The 21762-nt window shown below is 67.7% G+C and carries 17 protein-coding genes and 1 tRNA gene; 2 read left to right on the forward strand and 16 right to left on the reverse strand.

Annotation, left to right across the window (positions count from 1 at the left end):
* Positions 1-265: 265 nt before the first annotated feature.
* The gene (locus DI276_RS36260) at positions 266-772 is read right to left on the reverse strand and encodes a hypothetical protein (RefSeq protein WP_112272055.1); all 507 of its coding nucleotides are present in this window, start codon (positions 770-772) and stop codon (positions 266-268) included.
* Positions 773-917: 145 nt separating this feature from the next.
* On the opposite strand from DI276_RS36260, the gene DI276_RS36265 reads away from it, so the two are divergent.
* Positions 918-2051, forward strand: coding sequence for an integrase core domain-containing protein (locus tag DI276_RS36265; RefSeq protein ID WP_232837156.1), 1134 nt, complete (start codon positions 918-920; stop codon positions 2049-2051).
* Positions 2048-2371, forward strand: a complete 324-nt coding sequence (locus DI276_RS36270; protein ID WP_112272068.1) for an ImmA/IrrE family metallo-endopeptidase — start codon at positions 2048-2050, stop codon at positions 2369-2371. Before DI276_RS36265 ends, DI276_RS36270 begins: the two co-directional genes overlap by 4 nt.
* A gap of 198 nt (positions 2372-2569) precedes the next feature.
* Here DI276_RS36270 and DI276_RS36275 read toward each other — a convergent pair whose 3' ends face one another.
* From DI276_RS36275 to DI276_RS36345, 15 genes are all read right to left on the reverse strand, one after another.
* On the reverse strand, positions 2570-3538 hold the full coding sequence (locus tag DI276_RS36275; RefSeq protein ID WP_157985156.1) for a hypothetical protein: 969 nt from the start codon (positions 3536-3538) through the stop codon (positions 2570-2572).
* A gap of 906 nt (positions 3539-4444) precedes the next feature.
* Positions 4445-4518: transfer RNA gene (locus DI276_RS36280), tRNA-Pro, on the reverse strand.
* Positions 4519-4723: 205 nt separating this feature from the next.
* Positions 4724-5842 (reverse strand): sensor histidine kinase, encoded by a 1119-nt coding sequence (locus DI276_RS36285; protein WP_232837157.1) that lies wholly within the window; start codon positions 5840-5842, stop codon positions 4724-4726.
* On the reverse strand, positions 5839-6471 hold the full coding sequence (locus DI276_RS36290; RefSeq protein ID WP_232837158.1) for a response regulator: 633 nt from the start codon (positions 6469-6471) through the stop codon (positions 5839-5841). The genes DI276_RS36285 and DI276_RS36290 overlap by 4 nt, the downstream gene beginning before the upstream one ends.
* A gap of 43 nt (positions 6472-6514) precedes the next feature.
* Entirely contained in the window at positions 6515-7933 is a 1419-nt protein-coding gene (gene der / locus DI276_RS36295; RefSeq protein ID WP_112272077.1) for a ribosome biogenesis GTPase Der, read from the reverse strand.
* Positions 7930-8562: a lysophospholipid acyltransferase family protein gene (locus tag DI276_RS36300; RefSeq protein WP_112272080.1), complete on the reverse strand. Its 633-nt coding sequence runs from the start codon at positions 8560-8562 to the stop codon at positions 7930-7932. Before DI276_RS36300 ends, der begins: the two co-directional genes overlap by 4 nt.
* Positions 8559-9245: a (d)CMP kinase gene (gene cmk / locus DI276_RS36305; protein WP_232837184.1), complete on the reverse strand. Its 687-nt coding sequence runs from the start codon at positions 9243-9245 to the stop codon at positions 8559-8561. Before cmk ends, DI276_RS36300 begins: the two co-directional genes overlap by 4 nt.
* Positions 9246-9357: 112 nt before the next feature.
* Positions 9358-10113, reverse strand: a complete 756-nt coding sequence (locus DI276_RS36310) for a hypothetical protein (RefSeq protein WP_112272084.1) — start codon at positions 10111-10113, stop codon at positions 9358-9360.
* Between the two features lie 196 nt (positions 10114-10309).
* A complete protein-coding gene (locus tag DI276_RS36315) occupies positions 10310-16375 on the reverse strand; it encodes an RHS repeat-associated core domain-containing protein (protein WP_157985157.1) in 6066 nt (2021 codons plus the stop codon).
* A 203-nt stretch (positions 16376-16578) separates the two neighbouring features.
* A complete protein-coding gene (gene aroH, locus DI276_RS36320; RefSeq protein WP_112272088.1) occupies positions 16579-16941 on the reverse strand; it encodes a chorismate mutase in 363 nt (120 codons plus the stop codon).
* A gap of 10 nt (positions 16942-16951) precedes the next feature.
* Positions 16952-18250 carry a hypothetical protein gene (locus DI276_RS36325; RefSeq protein WP_112272090.1) on the reverse strand — a complete coding sequence of 433 codons (1299 nt, stop codon included), beginning with the start codon at positions 18248-18250 and terminating at the stop codon, positions 16952-16954.
* Between the two features lie 289 nt (positions 18251-18539).
* Positions 18540-18860 carry an STAS domain-containing protein gene (locus DI276_RS36330; protein WP_157985158.1) on the reverse strand — a complete coding sequence of 107 codons (321 nt, stop codon included), beginning with the start codon at positions 18858-18860 and terminating at the stop codon, positions 18540-18542.
* A gap of 10 nt (positions 18861-18870) precedes the next feature.
* Positions 18871-19617, reverse strand: coding sequence for an ATP-binding protein (locus tag DI276_RS36335; protein ID WP_157985159.1), 747 nt, complete (start codon positions 19615-19617; stop codon positions 18871-18873).
* The gene (locus DI276_RS36340) at positions 19617-20507 is read right to left on the reverse strand and encodes a hypothetical protein (protein ID WP_157985160.1); all 891 of its coding nucleotides are present in this window, start codon (positions 20505-20507) and stop codon (positions 19617-19619) included. Before DI276_RS36340 ends, DI276_RS36335 begins: the two co-directional genes overlap by 1 nt.
* 152 nt (positions 20508-20659) lie before the next feature.
* The gene (locus DI276_RS36345) at positions 20660-21760 is read right to left on the reverse strand and encodes a DUF1015 family protein (protein WP_112272099.1); all 1101 of its coding nucleotides are present in this window, start codon (positions 21758-21760) and stop codon (positions 20660-20662) included.
* Positions 21761-21762: the final 2 nt, after the last annotated feature.

Here is a 21762-nt window from a genome sequence, read left to right on the forward strand (position 1 = left end):
GCCAAAGACTCCAAATGGGCTAATCAAGGCATACTTCCCGTCACAAACCAGAAGCCACCGTCAGAGACAATGGCCTGGTGCACGCCGCCACCGGAAGCCATCTACACGCGGCGTAGCCGAAGTCGCACAACGACTCCTCAACGCTCCCGATACCATCAACCCACACGTCGCCGAGCCGAACGCCCATCCACGCAACGGTCGACCACGCCGGTAGCAAGATCTTTAGCGAACAAGGCTGCCCCCCAGAGGGACAGCCTTGAGCGCCCTAACGTGTCTGTGCCGGAGAAGTGGTGTTGGCACAGCTATAGGTGCCGCCGTTGAAGTGGAACGCCACGAACAGATCAGTGTCCGGATTATCCCCGAGCCCCAGGAATATCTCCAGCGTCACGTTCGGCTCTGCCGGGTTTTCGTAGCACTGGTGGGGCTCACCTGTGCGCAGCCCGTCGGGTTCACGAGAGAGTCCTGGCAGTTCCTGCCGCAGCCCCCATCCCTGCTTGGGAAACTCCTCACGGAAGTAGGTGAGCAGCTCACGGTCCTTCAGCGTGGACGTCAACTGCCTGCTCACCGAGCCGAGATTGTCGTCATCGTCACACGGTCTCTTCGAGTACGGTTCATGAGCCGTCGTATCAGGAGGGATGAGCTGGAGCACCGGGCTTGCTTCCAGCCTCCTCATGACGGCGTCGGCCTCCGGGGTGCACTTCCGCCCCACGATCCCGCCGAAGCCACATCCGGCCAGGCCGGGCGTGGCCACAAGAAGCGCCACACCCAGCACCGACCAACGAAACGTTCGTCTCACACAGTCCTCAATCGTCCAGTTCTCAAAAGTGCGTAACAGCTACTAACCACTACGCCCCACGATGCCCACATTCCAACCCTGTGGGTGCCGGAAACCCTGTCCGCGGTGCACGACCTGCAGGTTGTTCACCTACCAGATCATCCAGAAGGCATCATCGCGAACCGTGCTCCTTCGCCTGTCCTACCTCGCCCTCACCGGAATGGTCACCTGCCTCAGGCTGCTGCCGCTGAGCAGCACTGATAAGGACATCGAGATCCTCGTACTGCGACACCAACTCGCGATCCTGCAGCGCCAGGTCGACAAGCCACGCCTGGCCACACCCGACCGCATGCTCCTCGCCGCCCTGCTACAGCACATACCCCGACCAACCCTGCGACGACTACAGCTGATCGTCTCCCCCGACACCGTTCTACGGTGGCACCGCAACCTCCTCCGACGCAGACACGCGCAGGCATCCCGCCCAAAGCGACCAGGCCGGCCGCCCACCATCCGCAGCATCCGTGCCCTCGTCCTGCGACTCGCCCGCGAGAACCCCAGTTGGGGTTACCGCCGCATCCACGGAGAACTCGCCACACTCGCGATCAAGGTCGCGCCCTCGACAGTCTGGAAGATCCTCAAGACCCACGGCATCGACCCGGCACCCCGTCGCCACCAGGTCACCTGGGCGACTTTCCTCCGCAGCCAGGCACACGCCATCCTCGCAACCGACTTCTTCGAAACCAGAACCCTGACCGGCGCACGGCTGTACGTCCTCGCTGTGATCGAACACGCCACCCGCCGCATTCACGTCCTCGGCGCAACCGCCCACCCCACCGCGGCCTGGACCACACAGCAAGCCCGCAACCTCGTCATGGACCTGCAGGACGCGGGCACCGCCGTGAAGTACCTGATCCGGGACCGCGACAGCAGATACACCGCGCAGTTCGACACCGTCCTCGCCGACAGCGAGATCACGATCGTCAAGACCGGGATCCGCATCCCGCGAATGAACGCGATCATGGAACGCTGGATACGCACCTGCCGAGTCGAACTTCTCGACCGCACCCTCATCCTCAACCGCACACACCTACTGCACGCACTCCGCGAATACGAAACCTTCTACAACCAGCACCGGCCCCACCGCGCACTGAACGCCGCCGCACCCACTCGTCCGTCACCCACGCCAATCACCAATCCCTCCGCACTCACTCACCTCACCATCAGTCGACAAGATCGACTCGGTGGCATCCTTCACGAGTACCACCACGCCGCTTGACGTGGCCGGACGAGGTTTTCGGCACCTACAACGTCGACCCCGACCACTACATCGTCGAGGAGATCGACGACCCGCAATCGGCCCACAGCGCACATGAAAAGGAAGCCGACGACGCCGCAGGAGACCTGCTGTTCCCCGACGGACCCCCGCGGGTTCCGGCGCGGATCAGTGGGCCGTGGGTCGACCAGATCGCCGCCGAGCTCGGCGTCCCGCGCATCATCGTCATCGGCCACCTCCAGCACCTGCGTCGCCTGGACTGGCGCACCACGCTGGCGAAGAACGCACCGTCGGTCAGCGACGCCTTGGAGTCATGGGAGTAGTCGCCGAGCCTCTGGGAAGCGCGAAACTGGGGCCCGGCCGATCGGCATCCCATCAGCCACGGCCGCGCGAGCAGGCGCCACCAGGTCGCAGCAACAGTCGTCCACACATCGGCATGAACGAGCGACCTGCGGCAGAAGAGTGCGTTGGTGGCGGCTAACGGTGCGCGTTGTGAGTGCGCGTGGCCCTGTAATGCTCGTTCAACCGAGTGCTGTCGACACCGTTGGGAGGACGTCGGCAATGTTGCGGTGGTGGACGTGTGCGGCGTGTCGGGTGAGGAACTCGCGTACCGGGATGCCATCGGTGCCGTAGCGATCGTGATAGCGGGTGCGGAGGTGGTGTGAGGCCCTCGACAGCAGGTCGCCGACGAGGATGGTGCTTGTCCGGAGGAACCGCGTTGGTTCGGTGCCGGCGACCCAGAGTTCGGGGCGGCGGCCGGACTGGTCGAGGGCAAGGTGGACGAGGTCGGCGGTCAAGGTGCGTTTGCGCATCATGTCGCCGCTGGACCAGAGCGCGACCTTGAATTCGGCGACTCGGCGGTTGGTTTCCAAGTCGTAAGGGCGGGTCTTGTCGTTACCGGGGCCGAGCGAGGGCCGGTTCGAGATGACTTCGCCCGGTTCGAGGATCTTGGGGAGCACCAGCGCTATGACAGTGGCATGGATGACATCGCTGACCCGACCGACGTCACGACGTACGACCAGCGCCGCTTCGAGCAGCTCCTCGCTGAGCCCGGCGGCGCCGGTCACTACGGGCGCTGAGGAGATGTCGGTGTCGACCAGGTCGCGTTCAAGGCGATCGATGCTCGCGGTGAATGGGGCATGGCGTAGGAACGCGACCAGCGTGGCGAACGCCTCTCCCGCTTCCTCAATGCTGACTGCCGAACCTGACGCAGGTGGGCGCGGCTCGGCGCGGCCGTGCCTCTGGTCCGGGGCGTTGCTGGTCAGGAAGCCGAGCCTGGCGAACTGGGAGCGCGCCATGTGTGACGTGAAGGTCGTACGACTCACCCCGAGCACTGCTTCGAGGGCCTGCTTGACCGGGAATCTCACTCCGCCGACTTCGACCCAGTGAACCTGTACGGGTTCAGGTTCTCGCCCCAGCAGTCGACCAATTACCGTGCTGGCGTCGACCTCGAACTGATCGCCGTTCAACGTAAACCGCACTGCCAACACACCCTCTCGACGGCTCCTCGGTCCACCAGGTGGATCGCCACCGCGCCGATCCTGTTTCAGACACTCGGCGGTATAGAAAGACGTTCTGCGTGTCGGTTCGTGGGATGGGAATGCCCTCCTGATGCGCATGTCGGGCTTGGTGTCCCATCGCAGGAGGAGGACGTTCACGAGTGACGGTAGCGGGGTGTCCTGGGGTGATCGCAACCGCAACGTCGCCTCGCTCATCGGCATGTGCGGACACTGCCTTGTCCCCCGCGCGGGGAGCTACTCGCTGAGCAAGCGCAGGTTCGAATCCAGGTTCTGGAACACATGAAGCTTCAGGTGAACCCCAAAGACACCAGAAACACCAGGTCAAAGGCTTGCAGGGGGTTCATCTGTCGCAGGCCGGTCTCTTGCCGGGATTCGAACCTGCGCACGCCTTGACAAAGCAGAACTGCCACTTGATCACTCACACAGTGAGCCACGCGCTGGCGAGTAGACCGAAGTTGACGATGACGTGCCGCACTTGCAGGTACAGCACTGTCCCGCAAGAAACCCGCCCGTCGGATGAGCTGTCTTGCGGGACAGTCGCTGCGGTTCAGGTCAGCACGGCGCAGTTTGGACACAGCGCCAGCTTCGAAGCACCCGTCGGTTACTGCCTGTCACGGCAGCACGCCGCCATGCCAGTTTGACGCCGACGACGTCAGTGCGCGCAGGTTCACGCTTGTTCAGCACCGTTCGGGAAGTCACCCATTCGTGGCGACCCCATCTGACGTTAGTCAAAACGAAGGAGCCAGCGGCTCCAGTTTCACTCCTTCATCCGCCTGTTGATCATGAAAATGATGATCAAGCGAAGATCATTTCCGGCGCACGAAAAAGCCCGCCGACCTGGGCTTTCACCCAGAATCAGCGGGCTGATTCAGACCGTCGGGACGACAGGATTTGAACCTGCGACCCCTTGACCCCCAGTCAAGTGCGCTACCAAACTGCGCCACGTCCCGGCCACACTCCCGGTTCCCCGGCGTGCAGGAAGAATCCTACAGCACCGCGAACAGAGATCAAAAACGGCCCCTCACACAGCCCCCGAGCTGCGGAAACCCCCAGGAGAGCCCCAGGAGAGCCGCCGGAAATACGGCGGGGACCCGACGTCGGGTCCCCGCGTCCCTCGGTCCGACCGATCCCCCGATCCTCGACCGACACCAAGAACTATGCGTTGGCGGAGGATCGTGCACCACCGCCGAAAGTCGAGTCTTGTCCGTCAACCTTCGACTTACCCGGCGGTAGGACGGCCGTGACGCTGAAGCCGCCGTCCGCGCGGTAGGAGGTGGTCAGGGTGCCGCCGACCAGGCGTACGCGTTCGGAGAGGCCGTGCAGGCCCGCGCCGCCGCCTTCGGCCAATGACGGCAGGTCGCCAGGGCCGTTCACCACCGAGACGCGTACGGGGGATGAGCGGTCCACCGTCACCGAGACCGCTGCGCCCGGGGCGTGTTTTGTCACGTTGGTCAGGGCTTCTTGGACCACTCGGAACAACGCTCGGGAGACGGCTGGGGTCAGGACGGCTTCGCCCGTTTCGGACAGCGTCACGTGCACGCCGGCCACGCGGGCGCGGTCTACGAGTTCCTGCAGCGACGGGTACGAGACCTCCGAGGAGGAGTTCAGCAGGCCCAGGGCTGTGCGCATCTCCGACAAGGATTCCTTGGCCAGGGCACGTAAGCGCAGGGCCGTCTCGCGGACTGCGGGATCGGATGCGGTGGCGGCCAGGGCTGCCGATTCGACGGCGATGAGAGTGGCGTGGTGGCCTACGGCGTCGTGGATCTCGCGGGCTATGCGGGCTCGTTCGGCGGCTCGGGCGGACGTTTCCTGGGCTTCCAGTTCGGCGGCTCGGGCTCGGCGGGTTTCGTACAGCGACCGGGTCAGGTCCTTGCGGGTTGTCACCAGTGCGCCCAGTGCTGTGGGGGCGGCGGCCAGGCCGAAGACGAAGGCTGTGGCCAGCAGCAGCGGGCCGAACGGGATGTCTTCGGTCAGCAGGACCGGCGCTATCGCGGCCACGGTCATCAGGACTACCCAGAACACCTGGATGGGGATGGACTTTTCCTTGCGGCCCAAGCGGTATTGGGCCACCAGGGCTGGTGCCCAGCCCAGGCCGCCGGCTACCGCGGGGACGCACAGCAGAGAGGCCAGCCACGGCCAGCGCAGGCGTATGGGCAGCAGCAGTGACGCCGCCACGGCGGTCCACAGCGACCAGGAGAACGGGCGGTCCTGGGTCAGCAGCACGACTCCCGTGGTGATGCCCACGGTGAGGACCTCGCGGACGACGACCCTCACCACACACCGACCTGGTGTGCCACCAATGCCGCCTGCACTCGGTTTTCGACGCCGAGTTTGGTCAGCACGGTGGAGACGTAGCTCTTCACCGTCGCCTCGGACAGGCAGAGCTCGTCGGCGATCGCGTGGTTCGAGCGGCCGCCGGCCAGCAGTTCCAACACCTGGCGTTCACGGGCCGAGAGCGAGTCCAGCTGGCGGTTGGCCCGGAAACCGCGCAGCCGGGGCAGCAGGCGCGCGGTGATGCGCGGGTCCAGGACGGCGCCGCCGGCTGCGAGGTCGACGACGGCGCGGACCAGGGTCTCGGGCTCGGCGTCCTTCAGCAAGAACCCCTGAGCGCCCAGGTCCAGGGCCGTTGCGACGTAGTCGTCCAGGTCGAACGTGGTCAGCACGGCGATCGCGGGCGGGGTGGCCCACGTTCGCAACCGGCGGACCGCCTCCAGGCCGTCCACGCCCGGCATCTGCACGTCCACCAGGACGACGTCGGGCAGACAGGCCAGCACGACTTCGACCAGTTCGGCGCCGTCGGCGGCCTCGCCGACCACCTCCACTCGGCCGTCGGCCTCCAGGAGGACTTTCAGGCCCCGCCGCAGCAGGGCCTCGTCGTCGGCAAGCACCACTCGTACGGCCACGAACCCAACCAACCGCACTCAATGCCAAAGGGCAACCAAAGAGCTACCTCTTGGCGGCGCCCGCCTTCTTCTTCTCGCGCACGCGCACGGAGATGCGGACCGGGCTGCCCTCGAAGCCGAACTCCTCACGCAGCTTGCGCTCGATGAACCGGCGGTACGAAGCCTCCAGGAAACCCGTCGTGAACAGCACGAACGTCGGCGGGCGGGTCGAGGCCTGGGTCGCGAACAGCACCTTCGGCTGCTTGCCGCCACGAACGGGCGGCGGGGTGGCGGCGATCAGGTCCGAGAGCCACTGGTTCAACCGGCCCGTGGGCACGCGGGTGTCCCACGAGTTCAACGCGGTCCGCAGAGCAGGCGCAAGCTTGTGGACGGAGCGGCCGGTCAGGGCCGAGATGTTCACCCGGTCGGCCCACGGCACGCGCACCAGGCCGCGCTCGAGCTCGCGGACCATCTCGTTGCGGCGGTCCTCGTCGACCAGGTCCCACTTGTTGAACGCCAGCACGCACGCGCGGCCCGACTCGACGACCATCGTCAGCACGCGCAGGTCCTGCTCGGACAACGGCTCGTGCGAGTCCAGCAGCACGATCGCGACCTCGGCCGTCTCGATGGCCGACTTGGTGCGCAGCGACGCGTAGTACTCGGCGCCGCTCTCGAACTTCACCCGTTTGCGCAGGCCCGCGGTGTCGACGAAGCGCCAGATCTCGCCGTCCAGCTCGACCAGCGAGTCGACCGGGTCGACGGTGGTGCCGGCGACCGAGTCGACGACCGAGCGGTTCTCGCCCGTCAGGCGGTTCAGCAGCGACGACTTGCCCACGTTCGGCTTGCCGACCAGCGCCACGCGCCGCGGACCGCCGGCACCGGAGCGGAAGTCGTCGCGCGGCGTCTCCGGCAGCTTCGACAGGATCACGTCGAGCAGGTCACCGGAGCCGCGGCCGTGCAGACCGGACACCGGGAACGGCTCGCCGAGGCCCAGCGACCACAGCGACGCGACGTCGGCCATCAGGCGTTCGTCGTCCACCTTGGACGCGCAGAGGATCACCGGCTTCTTCGACCGCCGCAGCACTCGAGCGACGGCCTCCTCGGTCGTCGTCGCGCCCACCGTCGCATCCACGACCACCAGGATCACGTCCGCGGTGGCCATCGCGAGCTCGGCCTGCGCGGCGACGGCGGCCTGCAGGCCCACCGCGTCCGGCTCCCAGCCGCCCGTGTCGACCACGGTGAACTTGCGGCCGTTCCACAGCGCGTCGTAGGCCACGCGGTCACGCGTCACGCCCGGCACGTCCTGCACCACGGCCTCACGGCGGCCGATGATGCGGTTGACCAGCGTGGACTTGCCGACGTTCGGCCGGCCGACCACCGCGAGCACCGGCTGCGGCGGCGTGGCCTCCTCCTCGTCGGAGGAAAGGTCGTCGAAGGCTGACCAGTCGGCCTCGTCCTCCCAGGTGCCGTCCAGGTCCGTCATCGTCTTCCCTCACTCTTGCGATGTCCATCAAGTTCGGCGACCAGTGTCGCCAGGCGATCGCGCACCTGCTCGGTGGCAACGCCGAGGGCCGCCCGTCCCTTCCCGTCGGGGAGGTGGAACGGCTCACCGATCAGCACGTCGACCTCGGGCCGCCAGCCCTTGGCCTGAAAAGTCCCGCGGCACGCGACCGGCAGCACTACCGCACCGCCGACCCGGGCCAGCCACGCCGCGCCGTTCTGCGCCGAGGCCACGTCGCCCTCGCCGCGCGTGCCCTCGGGAAAGATCCCGACCACACCACCGGCCTTGAGCACGGACAACGCGCTGGTCAGCGCTGTGCGGTCGGCTTCTCCCCGCTTGACGGGGATCTGCCCGATCTTGCCCAGCAGATAGCCCACGACGCCCTTGAACATCTCCTGCTTGATCAGAAACGTCATGCGTCGGGGCACAACACCGAACAGGATCGGTCCATCAGCCATCGAGCTGTGGTTGGCGACGACGACCACGCCGCCGCTCAAGGGTACGCGGTCGCGTCCGTGCACCCGAATCCGGAACTGCCACGCGTACGGCCGGCGCGCGATCCAGCGGCCGAGGTCGGTCAGCCATCCCCAGCTGCCGGCGGGAACGGTCACCCGGTCACCCGCAGCCCGCGCCGTTCCACGAGGTCCAGCAGAGCGTCCACAGTGCCCGCGAGGTCGAGCTCGGTCGTGTCCACCTCGACGGCGTCGGAAGCGGCCTTCAACGGCGACACCGCCCGCGACGAGTCGTAGTTGTCGCGCCGCTGCACGTCCTTGAGCACCGCGTCCACAGTGGACTCGCGCCCGGCCGCGTTGTCCTGCTTGGTCCGGCGAGCGGCACGTGCGTCCGCGGAGGCCGTCAGGTAGACCTTCAGCGGCGCGTCCGGCGACACCACGGTGCCGATGTCGCGACCCTCGACGACGATGCCCCCGACGTGGTCGACGGCGTCCGCGATGATCGCCCGCTGCTGCGCCACGAGCAGCTCCCGCACGTGCGCGGTGGCCGACACCGGCGACACCGCCAACGTCACTTCGGGCCCGCGGATCTCGACCGACACGTCGTCGCCGTCCAGCGTGATGCCCGGCGCCGTCGGGTCGGTGCCCACCACGAGCTTCGCGCCGCCGGCGACCTCACCGACCTTGACCTCGTCCGTCGGGTCGACCCCCGCCCGCAGCACGGCGACGGTGATCGCCCGGTACATCGAACCCGTGTCGAGGTAGCGCGCGTCCAGCGCCATCGCGAGGCGCTTCGCCACCGTGGACTTCCCGGTGCCGGACGGTCCGTCGAGAGCCACCACACCGCGCAACTGACCCTGGCCCACCACAGCTCCCTCCGAGACGCCCACGGGCACCATTGTGCCTGGTGCGGAGGCTCACATCGGCAGCGGGACGGTCCATGCGGCGGGACGCTCACCGATCTTCCTCGCCGGCATCCGGAAACCGCCGCCTGAGATCGAGCTCGACGCAGGTTGCCTGGACACGCTCGGCGCACGAACTCGCCTCCGCGGCCGCCGCGGCAAGAGCGCTGTTGCCCTGATCACCGAGCCGGCGCGCATCCCGCCACCACGAGTGGTCCTCCAGCTTGGCGAGTCCGCTTTCCACCTTGCCGTCAACCAGGTGAAAGGCCTCAAAAACCCGCTCTGTGCAACCCGCGATGGAGTTGACGTCCCCCCTTCTCGACACGTCATCAAGAAGGGAACGCAGCCCCAGCAGCAATGAGGCCAAACCAGCCCATTCAGGGGATGCACCAACAGGATCATCGATGCGAGCGATGGTGTTTCCCACGGCCTGCAGGACCTCACGCTCCCCTCCTCCGGCCGAGATGCGTTCAGCCAGACGCCGAAAGTCACTCGCTTCCCCGGCCAACGCGGCCACCAACGGCTCGAGGCGCACCAGTGACAGGGCCAACCAGTTCAGCTGAAGGGTGACCGGGAGAGGCTGGAGCAGGTCGCGCCGCTGCCGCATGAACTCCGGATACCGGGCTCTCGGAACCGCGCCGATCAGCCACAGCCTGGCGATCCGCTCATCGATGCGACGCCAGGTCACCGAGGCGGCACCGATGCGCATCGGCTCCGGAAGCGAGCTGTCGTAGTCGCAGATCATCGTCAAGATCCCCGGCTCGGAAGCCTCGAACCGGACCTGCATGACAGCATCGGAGTCCTGCACAGCCAGAGAATCTGCCCTCGCCATCAGTTCTCGGGCCGGAACTTGGTCGAGGGTCCGCAGATCCCACCTTGCCCGCTCACGACCTTCTCCGAGATCGTCGGAAGGCGGCCAGGAGACGACATTGACCCTGATGGACCTCGATCCCGCCCAGTCAAAGCTCATTGCTGTCCCCTGCCCGCTCTTCCGAGTACGCGTGCTACAGCGGCACGTGGGCGACCACCTTCAGGAAGGGAAGTGCTCCTGGCCCGAAGATGGTCTCCTCAGGCATGCCCTGTCCCGTCACCCGGGTGGTGATGTGCCCTTCCCGGACGAGTCGATCATAGGTGCACTTGCACATCCTGGTGATCACGACCGAAGCGCCGTCGATGAGACCGCCGTTCCTGGTGACTCCCCATTGAGCGGCGATGCTCAGGTTGGGATCTTCACCCCCGGAGACCCGGTAGGTGAAGAACTTCCCAGGCTGACCGACACTGCCACCGCTCGAAGCGGCCCTTGCGGCAGCGGAGTTCAACCCGTTCTCCGTGATGTTCTCCGCGTGCGCCGTCGTCGTCCCATGGGCGAAGTCCATGGTCTCGCCGCAGTTGTGCACCAACAGCGGAGTCGAACCGGCGAGCGCGTAGTACGTGCTGGTGCCGTTGATGGTCAGGTCGTACGTGCGTTGCGAGGCCTTGTAGGCACGCACCGCCGAGATCTGCACGAACGTCCCGGCCGCGGTCTTGAGCAGGTCACCGGCGCGAAGATCACCCGCGTCCACCCAGCGTCCCGCGGTCACCGACCAGAACGGGTGGTTGTCCGTCGCCGTGATCGTGGACTTCGACCCGTCCTCGGCCACCACGGTGACGTCCACATAGGACTTGTCGTGGTCGGTCCGGATCGTGAAGTACACCTGCTGCGCCGCCGACTTGCCGGACTTCTCGCCGGTGGACACGACGGTGTCGCCGGGCTGGACCTCCTCGATCGGCTTGGTGGTGCCGTCCGCGAGCAGCACCCGCGTACCCGCCGGGAAGCTGTGCTTGCGGCCGGCCGGACACGTATCGGGTTTCTTCTTGGTGGCCGCTTTCGCCTTGGCCGCCGCAGCTTTGGCACGTTCAGCGGCCTGAGCGGCAGCCTTGCGCGCCGCTTCCTCCGCCGCGGCACGGACCTTCGCCGCCTTCTCCGCCGCTGCCTTCGCGGCCGCCGCGGCCGCCGCCTTGGCCGCCTCCGCGGCCTTCTCCGCGCCTTGGATGATGGCGCGCGCCCACTTCAGCTCCTGGAAGAAGGTGACGACGGCCTTGCCCGCCTTGAAGATCGCCCCGATGATCTTCGGCGCCTTGAAGATCTTGCCCCACGGCAGCGCGCCCACGACCAACGAGACACACGCGCCCAAGTCGCCCTTGAGGCAGCTCATCAGGTCGTTGATCCCCAGGAACTCCATGAGGATCTGACCACCGGCCTCCAGGATCACGTCGAGCAAGCTCTTGCTCTGGATCTGCTGGGCCTTCGCCACGTCCTCGGGGCTCGGCCCGGTCGGTTCGGTGGCGCCGTTCTCCAGCGTCGTGCCGCCGCCTCCGCCCGCGTCGACCACCGCACCGGTCGGGTCGGTGAACGCCAGCGGGTTGTTCTCCGCGTAGGCGTAGGCGGAGATCGCGGGCCCCGGTTGCGGCATCGGGTCGGTCGAGGTGAACCGGCCGGTGTCCGGGTTGTAGTTGCGGGCCCGCAGGTAGTAGTTGCCGTCGCCGGAGGTGGAGTCCTGGTACTGCCCGGTGAACTTCAACGGGTTCGCCGGCCCGGCAGGATCTCCCGGCGTCAGGGTCGGGCCCTGGCGCGGGTTGCCGAACGGGTCGTAGTCGTAGCCCGCCAGCGGTTTTCCGTCCGGCGACACCATGTTCGCGATGCCGCCGAGCCAGTCGTGCGTGTACGAGTGCACGCCCGCGGCCGGGTCGATCAACGCCAGTGGCTCGTCGTCCGGGCCGTATGCGAAGGTGCGCTTCTCCAGCACCCCACCCGAAGCGTTCACAGTGGAGTCCACCGCGATCTGCGGCAGCGTGCCGTTGACGTCCCACGCCCAGCGCTTGGTGTTCTCACCACTCACACCCGCGAGCCGCAGACCCGTTGCGTCGTAGGAGAACGTCGTCTGCTGACCACCGGCGTTCGTGGCCGTCGCGAGTGAGTTGTCCAGGTTGTAGGTGAACTTCTCGCGACCGGCCTTGGTCTGGTTGCCGTTGAGGTCGTAGTCGTAGTCCGTGATCGTCGGGCTGCCACCACGCGGATCAAAGATCTTCTTGGTGAGCTGGTTCGCCGCGTCGTAGTGGTACCGGGTGATGTCGTCGCCCGCGGTGCCGGACCTCTTCTGCGACAGTCGGTTGCCGACCAGGTCGTAGGAGTAGTCGATCCGGCCCGCCGACGGCGTGTGCTTGCCGCAATCCGCCGCCGCGTAGCACGCCGACGTCACGCGGTCCGCCTCGTCGTAGGAGTACGCGACGGTCTCGGTCACGCCACCTCGGGTCGTGTCGACCTTCGTCGCGTTGCCGACCGGGTCCAGCGTCAACTTGTAGGCGGAGACCGGGTCCTGCACGTCCGGCCGCGCCGGTCCGACGCGCTCGGTGCCGATACCGGTGAGCCGGCCCGCGTCGTCGTACGTCCGGTTCTCCGCCAGCCCCGTGGCACCGGGCAACGTCGTGCGCGTCCGTCGGCCGGCCACGTCGTAGCCGAAGTTCCACGTCGCGCCCGCCGCCGTCACCTGCGTGACCCGGCCGTCCTTGTCGTAGCCGGACGTGACCCGCGTGCCGTCCGGGTACTCGCGGCTGGTGATGTCGCCGCGGACGTCGTACTCGTAGTTGAACGTCTCGGTGCGGCCACCCGCTTCGCGACGAACGACCTTCTTGATCTGGTCCTCGTCGTCGTAGGTGACCTCGCGGACGCCCAACGGGTCGCCGTAGGACGTGACACGGCTCTTTGCGTCGTAACCCCACGTGTAGACAGGGCCTGCACTGCCCAGCGCACGGCGTTCGCGCCGGTTCACGATGTCGTAGGTGTCGACGATCGTGCGCTTGGCCCGTTCCTCGTCGGAGATGTGCTCGCCCTGCCGGCGGGTCATCGCCGTGACGAGGTTCGCCTCGGCGTCATAACCCGCTTCGACCTTGCGTCCCAAGGCGTCCACCGAGCTCACCGGACGTCCGGCCCGGTCGTACTCGATGCGCGTGCTGTGGAAGTTCGGGTCCCGCACCGACTTCAGCAGACCGTCCTCGTAGTAGTCGTAGACGGTCGCGTTGATGTCCGGCGCGTGCGGGAAGTACTTCGCATCCGCCTGGTGGACGCTGTGGACCTGGTCGTCCTCCCGGTAGCGGTAGCGGGTGGTGTGGTTGTTGGCGTCGGTGACCGAGGTCATCCGGTTGTTGGCGTCCCAGGCCGTCGTCGTGGCCTGGTCGAGCGCGTTGATCACCTTGGCGCGGTTGCCCGCGAGGTCGTACTCGACGTGGGAGGTGAACCGCTCCTTGTCCGCACCGGGCACGTTGCCGCGCGGCTCGGTGGTCGCGACCATCAGGCCGTCGTCGCTGTACTCCCACGTCGTCTTGCCACCGGACGCGTCGGTGCGGCTGGTCTTGTTGCCCGCCTCGTCGTAGGTGAACTTCGCGGAGTTGCCGCCCGCGTCGGTCTGCGAGGTCTGCCGCCCGTTGCGGTCGTAGCCCATCTCGAGCTCACGGCCGAGCGTGTCCGTCGCCGAGGTGACCTGGCCGTTGTTGTCGCGCCGGTTGGACGACGTCTTGTTGAACTCGTCCACAGTGGACGTCGTGCGGTCGAGTTCGTCGACCTTGATGTCGCGGTGCACGACCTGGCCGCCCGGATACGGCCGGGACATGCGGACCAGGTTGTCGTTCGCGTCGTAGCGGTACGTGGTGGTGAAGTCCGCCGGGTTCGCGCCGGGCACGTTGCCGCGCGCCGACGTGGTCGACTGCAGCAGACCCTTGGCGTTGTACTTGTACGACGTGACGAGGTCAGGACCGTCGCCGCGCATCTCGACGCGCGTGGCCAGGCGCCGGCCCGCGTTGGTGTAGGCGATCGACGTCGTCTTGCGCGGGTCGATCACCGCGTCGAGGCGGCCGTTGTCGAGGTAGCGGTTCCTGATCTCGAGGCCCTCGGGGTTGATCGTCGCCCGGACCCGGCCCACCTCGTCGTAGAACGTGCGGTACGAGTGGTCCTTGCCCGGTTCCTGCACCTCGACGACGTGATCCAGCTCGTCGTAGCTCGTCTTCGTGGTGTAGTCCCAGCGGTTCGCGCCGGGAACCGTGCCGCGCGGGTCGGTCTCGAAGACGCGCCGGCCGGTCTTGTCGTAGCCCAGCTCGGAACGCCTGCCCTCTGGCGAGACGACCGCGGCGAGCAGACCAGCGTTCTGCTGCCCTGCCGCGAAGTACTCGTACTTCGTCACCTTGCCGCGCTGGTCGGTCTGGCTGGTGCGCAGGCCGCGTTCGTCGTAGGCGTAGGTGATCGAGTGGTTCTCCGCGTCCGTGCTGCGGATCAGCTCGTCGAACTCGTTGTACGTGTTCTTCCAGACGTTGCCGTTCGCGTCGGTGAACTCGATCGGGTTGTTGTGCGCGTCGTACTTCGTCTTCTCGTCGAACCGCATTGGCGCCGGCGCACGACGAGTGACCGGGTTGCCGTTGAGGTCGTAGAGCGACTCGTGCTGGTTGTGGTTGCCGTTGACGACCAGCGCGCGGTTCAACGACTTGTCGTAGCGGTGGTTGTCCGTGTCACCAGCACCACGACGCGTGTAAAGCAGCACGTTGCCGCGGTATCCGTCACGGATGATCACACCGTCCGCGTCGGTGGTGGTGGCCTCCTGCGTCTCGCCGTTCCACGCGAACGACGTGGCGTTGCCCAACGCGTCGAGCTGCTTCGTGACGCGGCCGTCGGCACCGTACTCGTTGCGCACCAACAGGATTCGCTTGTGATCCTGCGGGCTCTGCACCTCGGTCAACCGGCCGTCCGCGCCGTAGCCGTACTTCCACCTGAAGCCGCGCACGTCCTTGAAGGCCTTCAGCCGCCCGGCATCGTCGTAGTCGTAGAACGTCTTGCGGTGGTCGGGCAGCTGGATCCAGCGGATCCGCTCGTTCTCGACCCGCACCTTCACCACTCGGCCGGACGGATCGGTGATCTCGATGCCCTCACCGGTGTACGCGAACTTCGTCGTGACACCGCGCGGCGTGCGGATCGCGATCAGCCTGCCCTGGCCGTCGAACTCGTGCACGATCTGCGTGAGGGTGACCAGTTCCCAGCCGGTCGCGGTCTTGCGCAACGTCGAGCGCACGCCCGGCGGACGCTGGAACCCACCGCCGTCGGCGTTCTTGTAGAGCACCTGCGCGCCGTCGTCGGCCAGCACGAGAGCGCCCTGGTCGGTCGGCGTGACGCGCATGTTGTAGGACCAGGCCCAGCCCGGCCCGAACGGCCCGGGAATCGTGAGGCTGGACGAGTACACGCGGTTCGAGGCGAACGGGATGCCGAACGACGCCATCGCCAGGTCGGGTTCGAGCCGGCTGTACGCACCGGTCGCGGTGTTGACGCCGTCACCGCGGAACGCCGGCCGCGCACCGGTGCTGCTCAGCGCCGCACCGCAGCCGCAGCCGGACACCTGCTCGATCGGCAGCGGATCCGGCAGCTCCGTCGTGCGCGGCCTGCTGTTCGGGCTCGGCGCCGACACGAGCTCGCCGCCCTCGTCCAGCAGCGCGGCGATCGTGACGAAGTAGTCCTTCTCGCGGTCGAGCACCCAGCCGTCAGCTGCGCCGAACGACCGGCAGAACTGCCGCACGGCTCCACATTGGACGTTCAGGTCGGACCGCGGCAGCGTGGTCGAGGCCTGCTCGGTTCCGCTGGCCGTGTCGAACACCCTGACCCGCCAGGACTGCCACGGCCGCGGGTCGTCCTTGACGTCGAAGTAGGCCACCAGCGAGGTGTCGCCGAGCACGAAACCCGAGCGCAGCTCGACGTTCGCGAAGACCTCGTCGGCTTCGGCCCTGACCTGCGCGAGCCGCGCCCGGTCCACCTTGGCCGGTCCGCCACCGGCCTTCAGTCCGGCCGGGACGACCGGCGGCCACTTGTCCGGTGGGACGGCCTCGTCCGGCCGTGCGGACGCGGGCGCGGGCCGGTCGACCGGCCCGGCACCCGCGGTGACTCCGGGCGCGGCCCCTGCCGCCGGCCCGTAAGTCACGGCCTGGAGCAGGCTCGCGCCCACCACCACGACACAGCTCAGCGCTAACAGGCGCGCACGGCGCGCCGCTCGAACCCCCACGGTTCCCCCTGCCCCCAAGGTTTCCGCCTGTTCGCGTCAACGCCGGTCACGACTTCCCCTAGGTGACCCAGAACAATGCGCGATACGAACCAGACGGGTGGTTTCCCGTCCTTCCTAGCGGTATCCAGGCAGGGGCAAAACACCCATTTGGGTGAGCCGAGGCATTCCAGGTCGCACAGAAAGAAGGGTATTCCCGAAAACGATCAGTGATTCAGATCGGTGCGCAACGCGGCCGCTCCGCGCAGATACACGTGCTTCACCGACGACCGCGGCAGGTCGGTTTCGACGTGCGCCAGCAAGCGGATCACGCGCGGCATCGAGCCCGGCACTGCGATCTCGGTGGCGGACAGCAGCGGCACGTCCGAGAGCCCCGCCTGGCGCGCGGCGTAGGCGGGGAACTCGGACGTGAGGTCGGGTGTGGCGGTTAGAACGACGCTGATCAGGTCGTCGGGCGAGAGGGCGTTGCGCTCCAGCACCTCGCGCACCAGCTCGGCCGTGGCCTCCAGCAGCAGGTCGCGCGAGTCCGCGTCGATCTGCGTGGCTCCCCTGATCGCTCGTACCGCCATACGCCCGACCCTAGCGCGGTACGACCTCGTACGCGCGGATCACCGTGTGCGTCGCCGAGTTGCCGAGGGAATCGACCACGGACATCCGCAGCGAAACGAACGATTTACCTTGCGGATGGCACAGCAGGGCATGTTCACCCACAACCAGAGCGCGCTCCCACGTTTTGCCGTCGTCGTACGAAACGTCGACGCGGCACACCAATTCGGCCGTAATTGGCCCCCTTCCGCTTGTGCACCCTGAGTTCGAGCGGGAAACAGCGACCGGACGGCGCGAGCCCCTCGCTGTCCGTCTTGCCCGACGCACGGACGACCAGCAACGGCAGTGCGGTGCGTGCGGTAGTCGTGCCGGGCGAGTTGAAGGTCCACGAAGCCGAAGCGTGCCGAACGCCGAGTAAGGCGCGGGCCGGTCCGTCACCGTCGACAGCGCGTACCGGCCGACAGCACCGGCGTTGGCGGAGATCCAGCCGGGATAAGGCGACGCCGCGATCTCCTTGCCGTCCAACGACAACTTCGTGGCGGCGTTCGCATAGGAACCCCACGACTCGGTGTACGACCAGTCCCACGCCGTCGAGAACAACGGGATCGAGGCGTTCAGCACGTCACCGGTTCGCGAAAGTCCCCAACCGTCCTCATAGGACCCCAGCGATGGCCCCAAAGGCGATCTGTTCCACACCACCGTGTACGAACGCACCGAGTACGCGCGGCGAGGTGAACGCTGGTACTCGCCCCAGCCGCCGCCGCGGAACCCGAACGTGCTGTCCCACTCGACGTCCGGCCCTGGCGTGTAGAACTCGGTCCGCTCGGCCGGCACCGGCATGTCCAGCAGCACGGTCACGTTAGGCGCCACGCCCTTGTAGTAGCCGTAACCGCCACGCACACCAACGGCCGGAGCACCACCCTGGGACTGATAGGTCGCACGGATCCGCGCCAACGAGGAATCCTTCGCCACCAGCGAAGCCGGATCCGGAATCTGCCCGTCCCGCACGAACATCAGGTTAGTCACGCGCCTCGGCGACCCCGGTGAGATCCGGTGCCCCTGGTCCCAGCCGCTGTCCAGATCGGCGATCGTCACGCCCTTGCCGGTGATCCCCGCATCCCACGCCGCAGGCGCCCCGACCTGCCGCGTGCTCTGGTCCAGCACGAAGCGAGCCCGTCCGTCCAGCCACACGCGAGCCGACCCGTGCAAGGCCGCCTGCCACACCTCGGCCGAGGCGGGCACGACGGCGGCGTTCAACGAGGACAACGCGGTGCGGCCGGGGCCAGGGCGGTCCGGGGTGAGCTTCGTGCAGCAGACCGGCACCCCGGACATCTCGGTCGTGCCGTCCGACGCGCACCGTTGCTGCGGGACGGCCGGCTGGATCCGCGGCTGTTCAACATCTCAGAGCTGGAACGGCAGGGCTCGCCGGTTCTCCGCTGCCGCTGTCCGGGTTGCCCGGTGCCTCGAGGAGGAGCAGCCGAAGCAACCGCGGGCAGGCCCAACGCAACTAAAGCAACCACCAAGAGCACAGGTCTGCGCATGAACGTTCCATCGTCACGTGGAACATCCAGCGACCCGCGGCAGACGGAAAACTAACGCGTCAGTCGGTTTTGAGGAAGACTCATTGGTCGACGACGATGTTGGGATACCGCAACGTGAGATCGAGCAGGTTCACCACGTAGACGGCCCACCCGCCGCCGTGCAGCACCAGCCGCCGCTGCCCCAGCGCCGTCGCGGTCTCGATCAGCACGTGCAGGCCGCTCGACCCGATGAACGTCAACGCGCTGAAGTCGATCACCACGTCCCCGGCGCCGTCCCCGGACGCGCAGGCCAGTGCCAGCTCCGACCTCAGCAGCTCACTGGTGTTGAGGTCGACCTCGCCTGCCAGCGCCACCACCGCGCCGTGGCGACGTACCTCCAGCAAGCCTGGTTGCGGTTCCATGTCGGGTGCCTCACGGGTCGGGAGACAGCAGGTCGCGAACCGCCGCGAGCACACGCAGTGGATGCGCCGGTTTCGGTAAGTAAGCATCGGCAACGTGAGTGGCCGGCTCGATCGCCGAAACGGCTACAACCGGTACTCCGAAGCTCCGTGCGACGGCCGCGAACCGTGTCCCCTCACCATGAGACGTCAGCAGGTCGACCACCGCCAGTGCCGGATGGCTCTGCAACGCCGACTCGGCGGCCGCGATCGTCGTCACGAGCGTCACCTCGTAGCCCTCGGCGTGCAGGAACGCCGCGAGCGACTGGCCGGAGAACCGGTCACCGTCCACGAGCAACACACGTGGGCGTCCCGGTGGCGCGGGCAGGTCCGGAACGCCCGCACGGGACCAGACCCGCACGAGCGCGCGCACGACCGTACCGGGCCACGTCGGTTTGCCCGGCCGCACCTGCACTTCGTCGGCGACGCCGAACAGCAGGCGCAGTCCCAGCGGCCGGCCGTCGGTGCCCGCCGCGACGTCGAACACGCCGTCGTCCTCGATGGTCAGCAGCACGGCGTGGTCCTGCGGCTCCCACGTCACCCCGACGACGGACGCGCCCGCGCGTTGCACCGCGTTGTCCGCCGCCTCGGACACCGCGAGCAACACGTCCCGCGCGTCGTCACCGTTCAGCCCGGACGCACCGGCGAGATCGCGCACGAAGGCCCGGATCTCGGGCAACGACCCCGGGATCGCCGGAAACCACCGGGTCTGCGCGCTCATCACGCGGCGTGCGAAGGAGTCACCAGCAACGGCGTGATCAACTCCCTCAGTCTGGTCGCGCGCCGTCTGTCCGCTTCGGCGTGCAGCGGTTCCAGCTTCTTGCGCGTCCGTGCCGACATGATGTCCCCGGTCTGCGTGACGGCCAGGCCCGCGACCACCGCCGCTTCGTCCGCGTCTCCCTCCACGAGATGGTTGAACGACAACGCGATCAGCGCGAACGTCCGGCTGCGCGCCATGTCGTCGCAATAACCCGTCACGGCCTGCCCCAACGACGTGATGGCCGGCCGCGCAAAGCTTGTGTCCACCGTGCGCGCGAGACTCGTGTAGACGGCACCGGTGATGCCCGCCAGATCATTCACGTCGAAGAACGCGGCCCACGGCGCCGCACCGTCCACATCCGCGCGTGCGAACTCGTCGTGCGCACGCCCCAGCAGTGCCAGCGCAGGCACCCGCTGCCCGAGCTCGGCGTAACACCACGCCTGGTTCGCCGCCAGGATCGCGTTCGTGTGGTGACTCGTCGCGACGAGACCGGCGAGCCGGAACATGCCGAGCGCTTCGGCGGGCCCACCGTGGTGCAGGTGGACCCGCCCCATCCGATAGCGGATGTTCGCCACCAGATCACCGTCCTGGGCGAAGTTCAGGGCGAGATCGAAATGGCGGTGCGCGGACCCACCGAGCCCGGCGTCGAAGGCGGTCCAGCCCGCGAGCGCGTGCAGTTCCGCGATGGCGCAGCCGAAGTCACGACGTACCGCGGCACTGGCCGAATGCGCGAACGCCTTGTCACACCACGACAACAGCGCCTGCACCTGCATACGGCACGACCCGCCGCCGTAGCGGTAGTCGACCGCGCGCAACGCCGCCGTCATCGCCCTCAGGTGCCTGACGTGCACAAGTCCAATCTTGGAGTGAGGTGGCGGCAACGAGGGTGACGGCTCGTAGCGCATCTGCAGTTCTCCATACGCGGCTCGGGGGGACCGTGCTGTCGAGTCTGTTCCCGAGTCCTCGCGGTCAACAGGGCCGAACGAATCCGCCCAGCAGGGCCCTACGGTTTCAGGTCCGCCAGCAACAGCCCACTCCGCGGCTTCGGCGTGAAATACGTGCTCTTGCGCGGCATCTTGGTGCCCGCCAGCACTTCTTTCATCGGCACCGGCGCGATGAGCAGCACCGCTTCGGCCTCCACCGAAGCGTCCACAACGGGCCGGACGCAAGGACTCTCGGGGTCGAGCCCGAGCGCCCGGTCCAGCAGCAAGGACTCCACCACCGCGTGGTCGATCCCTTGTCCCGCAGGCAGTTCGACCCGCAACACCTCGTCCGGGCAGCGCACCACGACCACGCCGGGCTCCGGCTCGACCACGTAGGGCAACGTCGACACCGCGAGCCCGACCCGTTCCCACGCCGTCACCAGATCGGACGCGCCCAACCCGGTGCCCACGATCGCCCGGTGGATCGGCCCGACCCGCAGTCCCGGCCCGGACGTGACGAGCGCCAGCAGCCCGGCCAACCCGGCCGACCGCGCCGCCGCCACCCGGTGGTTGCCGTCCGCCACGAGCAACGGATGGGCGCCCGCGGCTTCGAGGAACGCGTCCTGCAGTGCCCCTGGTGCCACGAGCCACACCCAGTGCCTGCGCCCGCCGGAGTCCACAAGCGACACCGCGGGCTCCTCGTCCATGCCGAGCACCAGGTCGGTGAGTTCGTCGTGCGGCGTGATCGGGATGAGCATCGCAGCACTCGTGGCGGTCCCGAGCGAGGCGAGCACCTGACCGCGTTCGGCGACCACGTCCGGGTAGACGTCCTCGGTGTGCGCGATCGCGTCGGGGTCGACGAGACACAACACCCCGCACGCCGTCCCGTCCGGTCCGTCCACCCGGTACGGCGCGACGACGTCGGTCACCTCCCGGTACGCCCGCCGGATCAGCGCCGCGAGCTCGACCCGCGCGTGCGGCAACGCGTCGAGCAGCCCGGTGCCCGCCGCCAGTGCCGCCGGCGTGCGGTGGGGGTGCTGAACGGCGAGCAGCGTGCCGTGCGGGGCTCTGGCGAGCGCCCCGATCACCTGACCGGGTTCGGCGAACTCGTCGACATCGGGGCCGGGCACGCGGTCGCGCACCACCCACCCGCGTCGCACTGGGCGTACTCGCAGACTCATCC

It is taken from the genome of Lentzea terrae (genome assembly GCF_003265345.1).
GTDB classification, from domain to species: Bacteria; Actinomycetota; Actinomycetes; order Mycobacteriales; family Pseudonocardiaceae; genus Lentzea; species Lentzea terrae.

Excerpts from the sequence above, each read along its gene's own strand:
- der (WP_112272077.1), bottom strand. The coding sequence starts at position 7,933 with ATGACGGACCTGGACGGCACCTGGGAGGACGAGGCCGACTGGTCAGCC.
- aroH (WP_112272088.1), bottom strand. The coding sequence starts at position 16,941 with ATGGCGGTACGAGCGATCAGGGGAGCCACGCAGATCGACGCGGACTCG.
- DI276_RS36325 (WP_112272090.1), bottom strand. The coding sequence starts at position 18,250 with ATGTCCGGGGTGCCGGTCTGCTGCACGAAGCTCACCCCGGACCGCCCT.
- DI276_RS36330 (WP_157985158.1), bottom strand. The coding sequence starts at position 18,860 with ATGGAACCGCAACCAGGCTTGCTGGAGGTACGTCGCCACGGCGCGGTG.
- DI276_RS36335 (WP_157985159.1), bottom strand. The coding sequence starts at position 19,617 with ATGAGCGCGCAGACCCGGTGGTTTCCGGCGATCCCGGGGTCGTTGCCC.
- DI276_RS36345 (WP_112272099.1), bottom strand. The coding sequence starts at position 21,760 with ATGAGTCTGCGAGTACGCCCAGTGCGACGCGGGTGGGTGGTGCGCGAC.